At 73.6% G+C, this 15317-nt stretch carries 10 protein-coding genes; 1 reads left to right on the top strand and 9 read right to left on the bottom strand.

Annotation, left to right across the window (positions count from 1 at the left end):
* Positions 1 to 23: 23 nt before the first annotated feature.
* Complete coding sequence (locus OG389_RS08335) at positions 24 to 1175, bottom strand: acyl-CoA dehydrogenase family protein (RefSeq protein ID WP_328297824.1); 1152 nt, start codon at positions 1173 to 1175, stop codon at positions 24 to 26.
* A 138-nt stretch (positions 1176 to 1313) separates the two neighbouring features.
* On the opposite strand from OG389_RS08335, the gene OG389_RS08340 reads away from it, so the two are divergent.
* Positions 1314 to 1961 (top strand): TetR/AcrR family transcriptional regulator, encoded by a 648-nt coding sequence (locus tag OG389_RS08340; RefSeq protein WP_328297825.1) that lies wholly within the window; start codon positions 1314 to 1316, stop codon positions 1959 to 1961.
* Between the two features lie 15 nt (positions 1962 to 1976).
* On the opposite strand, the gene OG389_RS08345 is transcribed toward OG389_RS08340, so the two are convergent.
* The 8 genes from OG389_RS08345 to OG389_RS08380 all read right to left on the bottom strand — a co-directional run bounded on the left by OG389_RS08345 (position 1977) and on the right by OG389_RS08380 (position 14371).
* Positions 1977 to 3056, bottom strand: coding sequence for a Zn-dependent alcohol dehydrogenase (locus tag OG389_RS08345; RefSeq protein WP_328303598.1), 1080 nt, complete (start codon positions 3054 to 3056; stop codon positions 1977 to 1979).
* 139 nt (positions 3057 to 3195) lie between these two features.
* Entirely contained in the window at positions 3196 to 4608 is a 1413-nt protein-coding gene (locus tag OG389_RS08350; RefSeq protein ID WP_328297826.1) for an aldehyde dehydrogenase family protein, read from the bottom strand.
* Between the two features lie 122 nt (positions 4609 to 4730).
* On the bottom strand, positions 4731 to 6290 hold the full coding sequence (locus tag OG389_RS08355; protein WP_328297827.1) for a CitMHS family transporter: 1560 nt from the start codon (positions 6288 to 6290) through the stop codon (positions 4731 to 4733).
* Between the two features lie 73 nt (positions 6291 to 6363).
* Entirely contained in the window at positions 6364 to 8649 is a 2286-nt protein-coding gene (locus OG389_RS08360; protein WP_328297828.1) for a molybdopterin oxidoreductase family protein, read from the bottom strand.
* Positions 8650 to 8928: 279 nt separating this feature from the next.
* Positions 8929 to 9549: a TetR/AcrR family transcriptional regulator gene (locus OG389_RS08365; RefSeq protein WP_328303600.1), complete on the bottom strand. Its 621-nt coding sequence runs from the start codon at positions 9547 to 9549 to the stop codon at positions 8929 to 8931.
* 49 nt (positions 9550 to 9598) lie between these two features.
* Positions 9599 to 11053 (bottom strand): hypothetical protein, encoded by a 1455-nt coding sequence (locus tag OG389_RS08370; protein ID WP_328303602.1) that lies wholly within the window; start codon positions 11051 to 11053, stop codon positions 9599 to 9601.
* 217 nt (positions 11054 to 11270) lie between these two features.
* Positions 11271 to 12188 carry a hypothetical protein gene (locus OG389_RS08375; RefSeq protein WP_328297829.1) on the bottom strand — a complete coding sequence of 306 codons (918 nt, stop codon included), beginning with the start codon at positions 12186 to 12188 and terminating at the stop codon, positions 11271 to 11273.
* Complete coding sequence (locus OG389_RS08380; RefSeq protein WP_328297830.1) at positions 12188 to 14371, bottom strand: right-handed parallel beta-helix repeat-containing protein; 2184 nt, start codon at positions 14369 to 14371, stop codon at positions 12188 to 12190. The genes OG389_RS08375 and OG389_RS08380 overlap by 1 nt, the downstream gene beginning before the upstream one ends.
* Between the last annotated feature and the right edge of the window lie 946 nt (positions 14372 to 15317).

Below are 15317 nucleotides of genomic sequence, written 5' to 3' on the forward strand. Positions count from 1 at the left end.
GCGGAGACCTCGGGGGCCGGAGTTCAGAACGCCGAGACCCCCGTACGGGCACGGCCGATCAGCAGCTTCTGGATCTGACTGGTGCCCTCGTACAGGGTCATCACGCGGGCGTCGCGCAGCAGTTTGCCGGCCGGGTACTCGTCGATGTAGCCGTAACCGCCGTGCACCTGGAGGGCGTTGCTCGCGGCGCGGACGGCGGCCTCGGAGGCGAAGAGCTTCGCGGTGGAGGACTCGGTGGCGAAGGGCAGGCCGCGGTCGATCAGGTCGGCGACCCGCCAGGTCAGCAGCCGGGCCGCGTCCACGTCGACGGAGATGTCGGCGATCAGCTCCTGGACCAGCTGGTGGTGGGCGATCGGCTTGCCGAACTGCTCGCGCTGGGCGGCGTAGGAGACGGCCGCGTCGAGCGCCGCCTGGGCGATGCCGACGCAGCCCGCGGCGACCGACATCCGGCCCTTGGCGAGGGCCGACATGGCCACCGAGAAGCCTTTGCCCTCAGGGCCGAGCATCGCGGTGGAGGGTACGCGCACCGCGTCGAGGGCGAGTTCGGCGGTGGCCTGGCCGCGCAGGCCCAGCTTGCCGTGGATCTCGCGGCGGGTCAGGCCCGGGGCGTCGGTGGGCACGAGGAAGGCGGAGATCCCGCGGTGGCCGGGCTCGTCGTTCGTCCGCGCGAAGAGGAGGACCACGTCGGCCCAGGTGCCGTTGGTGATGAACATCTTGCTGCCGCTGACCACGTACGAGTCCCCCTCGCGGGTGGCCCGGGTGGTGAGGGTGGCGGCGTCGGACCCGGTACCGGGCTCGGTGAGGCCGAAGCAGCCGAGCGCCTCGCCGGAGCACAGGCGGGGCAGCCAGGCACGCTTCTGCTCCTCGCTCCCCCAGGCCGCGACGGTCTTGGCGACCAGGCCGAGGGAGACGGAGACGATGCCGCGCACGGCGGAGTCGCCGCGTCCGAGCTCCTCGGTGACCAGCACGTAGGAGAGGTGGTCACCGCCGGAGCCGCCGTACTCCTCGGGGATGGTCAGGCCGAGGAAGCCGACCGATCCGAGCTTCTCGACGATGGCCCGGTCCACGCTCTCGGCCCGGTCCCACGCGGCGGCGTACGGGACGATCTCCCGCTCGGTGAACGCGCGGGCGAGATCGCGGACGGCGGACTGCTCCTCGCTGAGCTCCAGATTCACCGGGCACCTCCGGGCGGGACGGCGTCGACGGGACGCCATGGATGGGCGCCATTGACGGACGGCATCGATGGACGGCATCGACGGGGCAGGATTAATTAGCACCGCTAGTTTAAGCGGGGCAGCCTTACTATGTGGCGCATGGCCAGACCGCGCAAGCCCCTGCTCAGCAGATCCCGCATCGTCGAGGCGGCGGGCGCGCTGGTGGACGCCGAGGGGCTGGAAGCCGTCTCGACACGGCGGCTGGCGGCGGCGCTGGGTGTCAGCGGCCCCTCGCTGTACAACCACTTCCGCACGAAGGACGAGATCCTGGACGCGGTCGCCGACGCGGTGAGCGCGCGGGTCGACTTGTCGATGTTCGAGGCCGGCGACGGCCGGGGGTGGCGGATCGCGCTACGCGACTGGGCCCACTCCTACCGGTCCGCCCTGTCCGACCATCCGAACATCGTGCCGGTACTGGCGCGCGGACCGGGCCGCAGGCCGGCCGGACTGCGGGTGGCCGACGCCGTCTTCGGCTCGATGACCGCGGCCGGCTGGCCGCCCGCGCAGGCGACCCGGATCGGTGCGCTGATGCGCTACTTCATCCTCGGGTCCGCGGTGGGCTCCTTCGCCGGGGGGTTCGTCGACGACGAGACGGCGTACGACCCCTCGGACTACCCGCACCTGGGCCAGGCCCACCTGCTGGCGGAGCGCCGGCGCGAGGTGGACGAGGGCGCCTTCGAGACGGGCCTGGCGGCCCTGCTGGACGGGCTGGCCATCCAGTACGAGGCGCTGCGGGAGACCGCCTGACGCCGTCGGGCCGGGTCAGAAGACCACCAGCGAGCGGCCCCCCTTGCCCGCGAGCATCGCGTCGAAGGCGGCCGGGATGCCGTCGAGGGTGATGCGGTCGGTGACCAGGGCCCCGAGGTCGAGCCGGCCCGCGCGGACATGGGCGGCGATCACCGGAAGGTCGCGTGCGGGGTCGCTGTTGCCGTAGACGCAGCCGGTGAGGGTGCGGGCGAAGTGGAAGATCTCCAGCGCGTTGAAGCCGACCTGCTGCTCCTTGCCGCCGATGCCGACGACCGTCGTACGCCCGCCGCGCCGGGTGGACTCCCAGGCGCCCCGGATGGTCTCGGCCCGGCCGACGCACTCGACGGCCACGTCCGCGCCGTGGCCCCCGGTCAGCGCACGGATCTGCTTGGCCGTGGTCTCGGACGCGAGCACGAACTCGGTGGCCCCGGCCGCCCTGGCCAGTTCCTCCTTCGCCGGGGAGACGTCCACGGCCACGATCGGGCCCGTGGTCGCGATACGGGCCGCCTGGAGGGCCGCGAGCCCCACGCCCCCGGCTCCAAAGACGGCCACCGACTCGCCGGGGCGGACCTTGGCGCTGTGGTGGACGGCTCCGTAGCCGGTGAGGACGGCGCAGCCGAGCAGCGCTGCCTCGGTGAGGGGGATCCCGGCGGGGGCGGGCAACACGCAGTTGGCCGCGACGACCGTCTCCTCGGCGAAGGCGGCCACGTTCAGCCCGGGGTGCAGCTCGGCGCCCCGGAAGTCGTGGGCGTAGACCGCCCCGACCCCGGAGAGCGCGTTGGCGCAGAGCCAGACCTCGCCGATCGAGCAGTGGTGGCACTCCCCGCAGGACGGCGCCCAGTTGAGCACCACCCCGTCGCCGGGCGCCACATGGGTGACCCCCTCACCTACGGCGAGGACCGTGCCCGCGCCCTCGTGGCCGAGGACGGCGGGTACGGGGACCCTCATGGTGCCGTTGGTGAGGGAGAGGTCGGAGTGGCAGACCCCGGCGGCGGCGAGCCGTACCCGGACCTGGCCGGGGCCGGGATCGGGCAGCACGATGTCCCGGATCTCCAACGGGGCTCCGACGGCGGGCAGGATGGCGGCGCGGACCATGATCGTCGTCTCCGTGGGGCTCATAGGTGCGGGGCGGGTGCCCGGGGCGGGGTGGCCCGGGCTGGCGGGCCGGCGTGCCCGGGACGGGGATGGCCGGGTCGCCGGCCCGGGCGGCGCGGACCGCCCGGGGACGGCCGGGTCAGAACTGCAAGGACTTGGTCTGCAGGTACTCGGCGAGGCCGTGCGGGCCCAGCTCGCGACCCACACCGGACTTCTTGTACCCGCCGAAGGGCGCGAGCGGGTTGAAGCGGCCGCCGTTGATGTCCACCTGGCCGGTGTCCATGCGGCGGGCGAAGGCCACGGCCGTCTCCTCGTCCGCGGCCCAGACCGCCCCGCCCAGCCCGTAGTCGGTGCCGTTCGCGATGGCCAGGGCCTCGTCCTGGTCCTCGTAGGGCAGGATCGACAGCACGGGACCGAAGATCTCCTCCTGGGCGATGGTCATCCCGGGTGTGACGTCGGCGAACACGGTCGGGGCGATGAAGTACCCCTGCCCGTGCGGCGCCTCGGGCCCGCCCGCGACGAGGCGCGCGCCTTCCTCCATGCCCTTGGTGATGAAGCCGCGCACCCGGTCGCGCTGCTTGGCGCTGACGACCGGGCCGAGGCGGGTGCCCGGGTCGAGGGGGTCACCGGAGGCGTACTTGGCCGCGGCCGTGGCGGCGAGGGAGACCGCCTCCTCGTACTGGTCCCGGTGGACGAGCATGCGGGTGAGGGCGTTGCAGCTCTGGCCGGCGTTGTTCATGACGTGGCCCACGCCCGCCGCGACGGCCTTGGCGAGGTCGGCGCCGGGCAGGATGACATTGGCCGATTTGCCGCCCAGCTCGAGGGCGACCCGCTTGACGGCGGCGCCGGCCGTGGCACCGATCTGCTTGCCGACCGCGGTGGATCCGGTGAAGGAGACGAGGTCGACTCCCTCATGCGCGGCCAGGGCCTGGCCGGTGACCGGACCGGTGCCGGTCACCAGGTTGAAGACCCCGGCCGGGATCCCCGCCTCGTGCACGGCCTCGGCGAAGAGCTGTGCGGTGAGCGGGGTGTCCTCGGCGGGCTTGAGGACGATGGTGCAGCCTGCGGCGAGAGCGGGCGCCACCTTGGCAACGATCTGGTGCAGCGGGTAGTTCCAGGGAGTGATCGCCCCGACGACCCCGACCGGCTCCAGCAGCACGGTCGAGTTCCCGATGCGCTCCTCGAAGGCGTACGAGGCCCCGAGCTCGGCGAAGGAGGAGGCCACGGCGATCGGCGCCCCGACGTGGACCATCTCCGAGAATCCCAGCGGCGAGCCCAGCTCGGCGGTGACCGTCGCGGCGATCTCGCTCTTGCGGGCGACCAGCACGTCGCGAAGGGCCCCGATGAGGGCGGCCCGCCGGGCCGGAGCCGTGGCCGCCCAGGCCGGGAAGGCCGCGCGGGCCGCTCGTACGGCCGCGTCCACGTCCTCGGCCGAACCGGCCGGAACCGTGGCGATGAGCCGCTCGTCGGCCGGGTTGAGGACCTCTATCCGGCCGTCGCCGAGGGCGGGCCGCCACTCGCCGCCGATGTACATCCCGTCGTGGGCCTTCATGGCATTCCTCCCGAACGCGCACGAGCGCGTAGACCTCTAGACCTGCGGACCGGTGGACCCGACGTCGCCAACACCCTACAAACTAGCGTCGGTAGTTTTATGTGCGCCAGGGGCCGGCCAGGTCAGATGATGCCGAAAAGCATCCCTGCCGCCAGGACCACCAGGGAGGTCAGGGCCGCCCATTTCACGGTGAAACGGGTGTGGTCGCCGAACTCGACCTTGGCCATGCCGACGAGGACGTAGACGGCGGGCACCAGCGGGCTCGACATGTGCAGGGGCTGGCCGACCAGGGACGCACGGGCGATCTCGAGCGGGGAGACTCCGTGGGCGGCGCCGGCCTCGGCGAGGACCGGAAGGACGCCGAAGTAGAAGCCGTCGTTGGACATGAAGTAGGTGAGCGGGAGGCTGAGCAGGCCGGTGACCAGGGCCATGTGCGGGCCCATGCCGTCGGGGATGGCGCCGACCAGCCAGTCGGCCATGTCCTTGACCATGCCGGTGCCGGCGAGGACTCCGGTGAAGACCGCAGCGGCGAAGACCATGCCGGCGACGTTCAGGACGTTGTCGGCATGGGCGGCGATCCGGGCCTTCTGGTCCGGCATGTGGGGGAAGTTGACGGTGAGCGCGAGGGCGGCGCCGAGGAGGAAGAGCACCGGGATCGGGAGCAACTCCATGATCATGGTGGTGAGGAGCGCGACGGTGAGCCCCGCGTTGAACCAGTAGAGGCGGGGGCGCAAGGTCGCGCGGTGCGGGTCGAGGCCCTGGAACCCGTCCTCGCCGGGAGTGGCACCGTCGTCCGGGCCGCCGCCGCCCGGACCGCCGCCCGGACCGCCGTCCGGACCGCCGTCCGGACCGCCGCCCGTACCGCCGTCCGGACCACCGCCCGCACCGTCGTCCGCGCCGGAGGGAGCGGAGCCGGTGGCCGCGGCGGGCCGGGCTGCCCGGGTCGTCACGGTGGAGGACGTACGCGCTCCCCCGGCTGCCGGGCCCGTACCGGCCGCGACCAGGAGATCCCCGTCAGCCCCCTCCGCGCGCTCCTCGGTTCGCCCCGTACCGGCCGGGAAGGTCAGCAGGCCGATGCGGCGGCGCTCCTTGCGGCCGAGGACGTAGGCCAGGAGGAAGACGAAGATCAGGCCCACCGCGAGCGCCGGGATCATCGGTACGAAGATGTCGCCGGCGTCCAGCTTGAGGGCGGTGGCGGCACGGGCCGTCGGGCCGCCCCAGGGGAGGGTGTTCATGACGCCGTTGGCGGTGGCCGCGACTCCGGTCATCACCACCAGGCTCATGCCGAGGCGCTTGTAGAGCGGGTACATCGCCGAGACGGTGATCATGAACGTGGTCGAGCCGTCGCCGTCGAGGGAGACGATGGCGGCGAGTACGGCGGTGCCGACCACGATGCGCATCGGGTCGGCCCTGCAGAAGCGCAGGATGCCGCGCACGATCGGGTCGAAGAGGCCGACGTCGATCATCACGCCGAAGTAGACGATGGCGAACATCAGCATCGCGGCGGTCGGCGCGAGCTTGCCGACCCCGTCGATGACGTAGTCCCCGAGCTGCGCGCCCTGTCCGGCGAAGACGCAGAACAGCGCGGGGATGAGGACGAGGGCCGCGATGGGCGACAGTTTCTTCAGCATGATCAGGACCAGGAAGGTGGCGATCATGGAGAAGCCGAGGAAGGTCAGCATGGGGGGAACCTAGGCCCCTCCTCCTGGGGCCAACAAGACGTCGACGCGCGAGCAATACGAGCAAAACCGCAGCTCAGGGCATGGGTGTCAGTTCGACGGGGAAACCATTGAGCACGGCCGTTCCGGAAAGCGGGTCGAGCCGGGTGCCGTCGAGAAGCTGGTTGACGTTGACACCGGGGACGGCCGCGGCCACCGAGAGCCGGGTGCCGGCGCGGTCGTGGCCCCAGCCGTGCGGGAGGCTCACGACTCCGGCGCGGACGGTGTCGGTGACCTCTACGGGGACCTCCAGACTGCCGCCGTCGGCGGTGACCCGGACCAGACGCCCGTCGGTGAGGCCGAGCCGGCCCGCATCGTCCGGGTGGACCTGGAGGGTGCACTGGTTGGAACCTCCGGTGAGGGCCGGCACGTTGTGCAACCAGCTGTTGTTGGACCGAAGATGGCGGCGGCCCACGAGCACCAGGGCGGCGGGGCGGTCGGCGAGCGCCGCGCGGAGCCTGGGCAGCTCGGCCGCGATCGGGTCGGGCAGCAGCTCGATGCTGCCGCTGCGCGTCCTCAGCAGGCCCGGGAGCCGGGGCCGCAGCGGGCCCAGATCGATTCCGTGCGGGTGCGCGCGCAGACGCTCCAGGTTGAGGCCGGGTCCCGCCGCGCCGTCAGCGGTACCCGCGCCGGCCTCTGTCGCGCCGCTCCCGGGCACGGCCGGGGCGGCGCCGAACCGGTCTCCGTAGGGCCCGAGGCGGAGCATCAGGTCGAGGCGGCGCTCGGGGCCCGTGGCGCCGGAGAGCAGGCCGGCGAGCCGCACCGGGTCATGCCCGTGCAGCGGGGAGTCCGGGTCGGCGCTCTCCTTGGCGAGAGCGGTCCGCACGGCGAGGTCGTCCACGGCCGCCGGGTCGGCCCCGTGCATGCCGGAGACGGCGAGCACGAGGCGCGCGTGGATCTCGCACTCGTCCATCCGCCCCTCTTCGAGCGGGATGGCGGGCGGCGAGTAACGGACCTGGTTGCGGATGGCGAAGGCGTTGAAGGAGAAGTCGAAGTGGGCGCTCTGCGAGGGCGGGGGCGGGGGCAGGACGACGTGCGCGTGGCGTGAGGTCTCGTTCAGGTACGGGTCGACGCTGACCATGAAGTCCAGGCCGGCCAGGGCCGCGTCGAGGCGCCGGCCGTCGGGGGCGGACAGCACGGGGTTCGCCGCGATGGAGAGGAGGGCGCGGATCCGCCCCTCCCCCGGGGTCTCGATCTCCTCCGCCAGCGCGGACATGGGCAGTTCGGCCTTGGCTTCGGGGTGGCCGCTGACCCGGCTGTGCCAGCGCCCGAGGCGGAAGCCCTTGCCGGGCCCGGCCGGCCGGGGTGCGCGGTCGGTCGCGGACAACGGGAACAGGGCTCCCCCCGGCCGGTCGAGATTGCCGGTCAGGATGTTCAGCACATCGACCAGCCAGCTGGCCAGCGTGCCGTACTCCACGGTGCAGCTGCCGATCCGCCCGTAGACGGCGGCGGTCGGCGCGGCCGCGAGGTCGCGGGCGAGGTCGCGGATCTCTCCGGCCGTGAGGTCGCAGGCGGGGGCAACGGCCTCAGGAGTGAAACTGTCGAGCGCTTCGCGGAGTTCCCCGATCCCCCGTACGTGTTCCGCGAGTGCGTCGGGGACGGCCGGCCTCCCGGCGAGCAGCGTCCGTGCGAGGGCCGCGAGCAGCAGCGCGTCGCTGCCCGGACGCGGCGCGAGGTGGCGGTCGGCGAGCTTGGCGGTACGGGTGCGGCGCGGGTCGACGACCACGAGGGTGCCGCCCCGGGCCCGCAACGCCTTGAGCCGGCCGGGGAAGTCGGGGGCGGTGCACAGGGAACCGTTGGACTCGACCGGGTTGGCCCCGAGCAGCAGCAGGAAGTCGGTGCGGTCGAGGTCCGGGACCGGGATGGCGGAGGGGTCCCCGAAGAGCAGTCCGCTGGAGACGTGTTTCGGCATCTGGTCGAGGGTGCTGGCGGTGAAGAGGTTGCGGGTGCCGAGGGCCTTGAGGAGCAGTGACGGGTAGAGCTGCCCGGCCATGGTGTGGACGTTCGGGTTGCCCAGGACCACTCCGACGGACTGGGATCCGTACTCCCGCACGAGGGCGGGGACGGCAGCGGCGATGGCCTCGTAGGCCTCCTCCCAGGTGGCCTCCTGGAGTCGGCCGTCGCGCCGGACGAGGGGGGTCCGCAGCCGGTCGGGGTCCGAGTCGAGGCCACCGAAGGCGGCGCCCTTGGGGCAGATGAAGCCGCGGCTGAACACGTCCTCCCGGTCGCCCCGGGCGCCGGTGACGGTAGCGCCCTCGATGGTGAGGGTGAGGCCGCAAGTGGCTTCGCAGAGCGGACAGATGCGCAGGGCGGTGCGGGGCATGGGCCCTCCAGGGGCGGCAGGCTGCGGCACGGGCGCGCGGCCGGTGCTGCCGCGCGGGCGGCACCGAGCATACCGACCGGTAGGCACGCTGGGGAGGGTCCTGCGGCGCCGGATGGTGGCGGGGAGGCCGGGGTCGGGGCCGGGGCCGGGGCCGGGGCCGGGGCCGGGGCCGGGGCCGCAGTCGCGGCAGTGGCCATGGCCGGGTCGGACTCGAGGCGGGCCGGGCGGACGCGGGGCGGGGCAGGGCGGGGCAGGGCGGTGCGGGGCGGCCGTCGGCCGTCAGTCCAGGACGCGGGCGAGATAGGCGTGCATCATCGCGCGGGTCTCGTCGACGATGCCGGGGTCGCCGGTCGGGTCGTTGCGGAAGGCCAGCTGGATCAGGGCGTCGGTGGCCTCGACCGCGACCAGGACGGCCCGTTCCAGGGTGGCGTCCGGGGTGAGGGCGAGGTGGGTGCCGAGCAGTTCGGTGAGGCGGACGGCGACCAGGTGGTTGGGGTCGGATGCGGGCCCCTCGGACGGCGGCGCGGGCACCCCGAAGTCCACGAGCGCGAAGCCGGGGACACTGCGCTTCATGACCAAGTACTCGTCCAGCACCGCGTCGACGACCGGTCGCCAGTGGGTCGCCGGGAGGGCGGCGAGCCGCTGCTCGATGCCGTCGGCGTAACGCTCGAGGTTGCGGTGGGCAAGGGCGATGGCCATGGCCCGTTTGTTCCCGAAGAACCGGTAGACCGAGCCGATGGGCACGCCGGCGCGCAGGGCGACGGCCCGGGTGCTGAGGTTCTCGTACCCGGTCTCGTCCAGGAGCTCCGCGCAGGCGTCGAGGATCCGCTCGAGGCGGTCGGCGCTGCGCTGCTGGATCGGCGTCCGGCGCAGGGGGTGGGCTGGGGGCACGGGGTCCATCATGCCGCTCCTGGGCTCACGGGTCGGCGGCGGTACCGGTTCCACGCGGTCAGTTCAGCAGCAGGCTGAGGCCGCCGACCGTGTAAGTGATCATCAGCGCGAGCAGCGGCAGTTGTCCGGCGACGGCCTTCGCGGGTGGGAAGAGGCGTACGGAACGGTCGTGCGCGGCGATCACCCCGAGGACGTGGCCGGTGACGACGGCGACGACCTGGAGGGCGGCGAGACCGCCGGGGCCCAGTGGCGGCAAGGGATCTGGGGCGTTGTCAGTGCCGAGTGCCATGCTTACTGTGCGTGGTCCTTCGGTTACCAGGAGGGAGAAGTAGTGGGCGACGAGATAGCCGAGCGCGATCGGTACCAGTGAGTGCGCGAAGGCGGTCAGCGGGCCGGGGTGCGGGCCGCAGACGAGGCGGGTGACCGCCGCGCAGAGGCAGAAGAGGGCGGCGACGAGGGCGATGGAGCCGAGGAGTCCGAGGGTGGCCGCCGGGGTGCGGCCGAGGGGGGAGGTCTGGATCGCGTTGATCCACGAGGGGTTGTCGGAGAAGCCGTCGTAGGCGGTGGATCCGAGCAGGACGCAGACGGTGGCGACGAGTCCGGGCCGCTCGGGTGTCGCGTCGAGTCCGTGGAAGGGGTTACGGAGAACGAGGCGGCCGTCGCTGCGGCGGCCGAGGGGGGAGAGCCGGGCCAGGAGGACGGAATACACCTCGAAGGCGTCTCCGTCGGCGAACCAGCGCTCGCCGAAGCGGGCGGCGAGCAGGAGCTGGACGGTGGCGTAGCCGGTCAGGGCGATCAGGAGGGTGGTGGTGGAGGCGGGATCGGGAGAGACGAGTTCGAGCCAGGTGAAGGCGAACAGCCCTGCGGCCGCGGGCCATTGCCCCAGCCGGGCCGGGATCGGGCGGGGCGCGGGGGACTCCGGGCTCGGGCGCCCCGCGACCGCGGTGAGGTGCGGTGGCGGGCGTCGCGGGCCGCGGGAGCGGCTCCCGGTGCGGGGGGCACCGTCGGTGGCTGCGGCGGGGCCGGTGGCGGCGCAGCCACCGACGGTGGCCGCGGAACGGGCCCTGCGGTGCCTCCCCGGCAGGGCGAACAGGCGGTACAGCGCGCGGAGCGGGCTGAGGAGGCGCCAGACGGGACCGAGGAGGAGGGAGGCCGGCACGAGGCCGACCCACAGGAGGACGTAGACGGCTCCGGGAGCGGGGTTGCGGGCGGGGTCGTCGGGACCGAGGAGGAGGTGGAGGAGGACGGCGAGCGCGGCCGCGAGGCCGAGCCCGCGCAGGGCGGTGCGGGTGGCCGGCGCGTCGGCCACCCGCTGGAGCCCGGCGGGCAGGGCGATGCCCGAACGGTCCCCGCGGAAGCGGGAGTCGGACCAGAGGAGGCCGAGTACGAGGAAGGAGACGAAGAGCGCGACGAAGGCACCGGCGAACGCGTAGAAGGGGGAGATGGGCAGATCGTGCTGGGATCCGATCCCGTGCGCGAGCACGGTGAGCGGATCGGCCGGGTGCTGGACCACGCCCTGGCCGTACCCGCCACCGGCCGCCCCGTACGGCGGATTCCCCGGCACGAACGCGGGCCCGACCGCCCGCACCTGCGGCCCCAGCCCCGCGACCCCGCTCACCGCCGGGCCACCGGTGCGGGGGATGCCGGGGGTGGGGCCTGGGCCGGGCCCCGACGCTGGGCCGGGGCCGGCGGTGCGAGTGGGCGCGACTCGGCGCGGTGAGGGGTCGTGGTCATCGGACGAGGAGTTGGGTCAGGACGAGGTCGGACTCGTGGGTCTCCACCTCGAAGAGGCCCGTGCGGTCGGCCGTCAGGATCAGGGTGGCCTCCTGGCCTGCCGGCAGGGCGAGTTCCTTGTCGAAGCCGTGGACGTGCAGGGTGTCGGCACGGTCACTGGTGACGCGCAGGGCAACGCGTTCGCCGCGCGTGACCTCCACGCGGCCCGGGGCCGGTGTGACCTTGCCGTCCCGGACGGTGATGCTGACCGTGCGGTCGGCCTGCCCTGTCTCCGGGGACACGGGGGGCACCGGGGACGGTGTGGCCGCGGGGTGGGTGTGGGTGGGCTGGGCGGAGGCGGCGGTGAGCTGGAGGGTGCCTTCGACCGGCTTGCCCGCCACGGCCCAGGCCGTGTGGTCGTCCGCGTAGAGGCGGACGGTCAGGGTGTGCGCGCCCTGGGGCACCTGCGCGGCGGGCAGGTGGAACCAGGGGCCGTACAGCCGGGCCAGTTTGCGGCCGTCCAGCTCCAGGTGCGCGTGGCCGGCACCCGGGAGGGCGGCGCCGCCGGCGCTGTCGGGGGTGAAGCGGAAGTTCGTCACCGCCAGTTGGAGGTTCCAGCCGTCCTCGGAGTCCGGCCGGGCGGTGAGGCGGACCTCCGGCGCGCCCTCGGCCGGGACCTCGCGGAGCCGGTGCCCCGCGCCGTCCTCGGCGGTGAGCAGGGTGCCGGTGTTGCCGGAGGCCTGCTCGTGGCTGGTGCCGGGCTTGTGGTGGGTGGTGGCCCTCCCCCCGCAGCCCGTCGCCGCGCCGCCGGCCAGCAGCAGGGCCAGCGCGAGCAGCGCGGCGGCGCGGCGCGCCCGCCGGGTCCGGCGCGGCGGCGTACCGCATGCGTCGCACCAGAGCCGGATCTCGGCGCGGCTGCCCGTCGGGGCGGCCATCACGCGTCTCCCCCTGCCGCGCCCCGCTCCGGTCCGGCGGCGGTGCCCCTGCCCGGCTGGGGCTGGGGCTCGGGCTCGGCTTCGGCCTTCCGGGTTGGGGGAGGGCCTGCCGGGACGCGGACCCGGTCGCCCGACGGGCCTCCTCCCGGGCCTGCCGGGCGGGCCGGGGTCCCGCCGGGTCGGGCGGCCGCGACCACGGCCCAGAGGACCCACACCACCGCGACGAGGCCGCGTATCCAGGCGGGGCTGAGCGGGATCCAGGGAATCATCAGGACGGCCTTGTCGAAGGCGTCGAGGAGGGTGAGCGCGCCCAGGAGCATGGTCAGCCGGGCCAGCCAGGGGCGGGTGGTCCGCAGTGCGACGCCGATGCCGGTCCACCACAGGCCGAGGCAGAGCAGCGCCAGGGCCGGGACGAAGGTGCCGACCAGGCCCATCGTGGAGCCGGCCACGTCCAGGGCCAGGCCCGCCAGGCCGAGCAGGGTGGCCGCCGTGGCGAGCCGAGAGGTCCGCAGGCGACGCCACCACAGGAGGCCGCCGACCAGCAGGAGGACCGCCGCGACGGCGAGGGCGAGTTGGGTCTCCACCCGCTGGAGACCCCGGGACCCGTACCAGTCGCAGCCGGCCGGGAGTTTGCGCGCCTGCACGCTGTAGTCGGCACAGACGAGGAGCTGGGCCAGCTTCACCGGCTCCCCGGCCAGCCGGGCCGAGCCGCCGGAGACCGCGCCCCGGCGCTCACCGCACTGCGGGAGCGTGCCCGGGGTGGAGCCGTCCGGGCCCTGCTGCCAGCAGTTGCCCCGGCCCTGGCCGTCCCACCACACGTCCATGGCGTTGGGGCGGGAGGCGCCGGACTTGTCCTTGCCCAGGACGTTGCCTGCGTAGCGGTTGTGGTGGGAGGTGTCCGCCTGCTTCGACAGCTCCTCCTCACCGCGGATGAAGGCGGGTACCGCCGAGAGGAAGAAGCCCGCGCGCCGGTGCCCGTACACCCAGTTGTTCTCGTACAGGTTCCAGTTGCCGCCGGCGGTGATGATGCCGGTGCCGGGGGGCATGGAGATCTGCGGGCAGACCACGCCCTGCTCGTAGCCGCGCTCCACGGGCGGCTTGGCGCAGGTGCCGTCCGCGACGTAGTGGTAGTAGTCGGCGTTGTTGTCGTGGATCAGGTTGCGCTCGAAGTGGGCGTGGTTCTGCGGGAGTCCGGGGTGACCGGGGAAGGCGCTATCCATCGAGGCGCCGCCCATGTTCTGGTCGAACTCGTTGTCGTGCACCCACACCGAGTCGCCCGCGGTGCCGGAGTAGCCGACCATGTTGTGGTGGCTGCGGCAGCCGGTGATCTCGATGGAGTAGCGGGGGACGTCGTAGCCACGGCCGTCGTTGATGTTGGAGGCGCTGCCGGGGTAGATGCCGGAGTCGCCGTTGCCGTACGACTCGCAGTTCTTGTAGAGGCCGTGGTCGCTGGCGAAGGTCAGGAAGCCGTACTCGTCGTTCCAGCGGGTCAGGACGTCGTCGATGACGAAGCCGTCGCCGGCCAGTACGTACAGCGAGTTGAACGTGGTGCGCTGCGCGGTGAAGTTGCGGAAGTAGATGCCGTTGGACTTGTCGGCGCGGATCGCGTTCAGCTTCTGGTACTTGGCGTCGATGACCACGTCCTCGCGCGACGCTCCGGTGCCTTCGATCTGTAGGTTCGTCTTGCCGAGGATGGCGACGAGGTTCTGGTTGTGGCGGCAGGCCACCTGCTGCTCGTAGGTCAGGATCTGGTAGCCGAGCGAGGAGTTGGGCGCCTTGAGCGAGGCGCACTCGCCGGCCGGCTTCAGGAGCGAGGGCTCCTCCTCGTAGAGGCCGGGGAGGATCGCGATGTTCACGCCCGGGCGGTCCACGGCGTCGACGGCTGCCTGGAGATCCCGGAAGCCGTTCTTCTCGCAGCGCTCGTAGAGGGCGAGGTTGCGCTGCTTGAGGGTGTCGGGGAAGGCCGATATCCGGCGTTCGAAGGCGGGCCGGTCGGTCTTGCAGACGATCAGGTCGGGCTCGGCGGCCCGGTACGCGGGTACGGAGCCGGTGCCGTCGGGGAGCTCGACGGGGCGCTCCTCGTGCGCGCTCGCGACGGGAGCGGCGGCGAAGAGGGACAGGAGGGCGAGGAGGGCGGCGAGGAGCGCCGCCGGCACGGCAGGAAACCTGCGGGTCCACGACATGCGCGTGAGAGTAGAGGAATGTTCACCTTTCCGGATCCCCCCTCGCACGAATAGCCCGCCGACAGACCGAATCGCGACCCGACCCCCCGTCGGCGCGCCCGCTCCACGAGAAGCCGGAGCCCCCTGGACGGCGGACCCCGGCCAGGGAACGGAGACGGCGAACGGGCGGGCGAGGGCGGAGCGGACGAGGCCAGGTGCGCGCGGGCAGCGCGGGCAACGCGGGCAGCACGGGCGCAGGCAACGCGGGCAGCACGGGCGCAGGCAACGCGGGCAGCACGGGCGCAGGCAACGCGGGCAGCACGGGCGCAGGCAACGCGGGCAACGCGGGCAACGCGGGCAACGCGGGCAGCACGGGCGCAGGCAACGCGGGCTGCACGGGCGCAGGCAACGCGGGCAGCACGGGCGCAGGCAACGCGGGCAGCACGGGCGCAGGCAACGCGGGCAGCACGGGCGCAGGCAACGCGGGCAACGCGGGCAACGCGGGCAACGCGGGCAGCACGGGCGCAGGCAACGCGGGCTGCACGGGCGCAGGCAACGCGGGCAGCACGGGCGCAGGCAACGCGGGCAGCACGGGCGCAGGCAACGCGGGCAGCACGGGCGCAGGCAACGCGGGCAGCACGGGCGCGGGCAAACGTGGCGGTACAGGCAGCGCAGGCAAGGATGTGGGCGTGGGCGCGGCCCGGGCAAGGGCGTGGGCGGGCCGCGGGGTGCGCCGGCCGGCACCGGGGCGCCGGGGACGTGTCCGGCCGATCGCGTGCGGAGCCGGATGGCGCGGGTGCCCGCGGGAGGGCCCGCCGCCGGGTGCCTCGTCGGCCGCGAAGCCGCCCAGCTCCCCCCGGGGCCTGCCGCACCCGGTTCGAGGGGCGGGGGCGCTGATCCGCTCGGCTCCACCACGGACCGGGTTCGCGGCCACCGGATCGGCCGACTGACCGGAATCTCCCGTTGA

It is taken from the genome of Streptomyces sp. NBC_00435 (genome assembly GCF_036014235.1).
Lineage (GTDB): Bacteria > Actinomycetota > Actinomycetes > Streptomycetales > Streptomycetaceae > Streptomyces.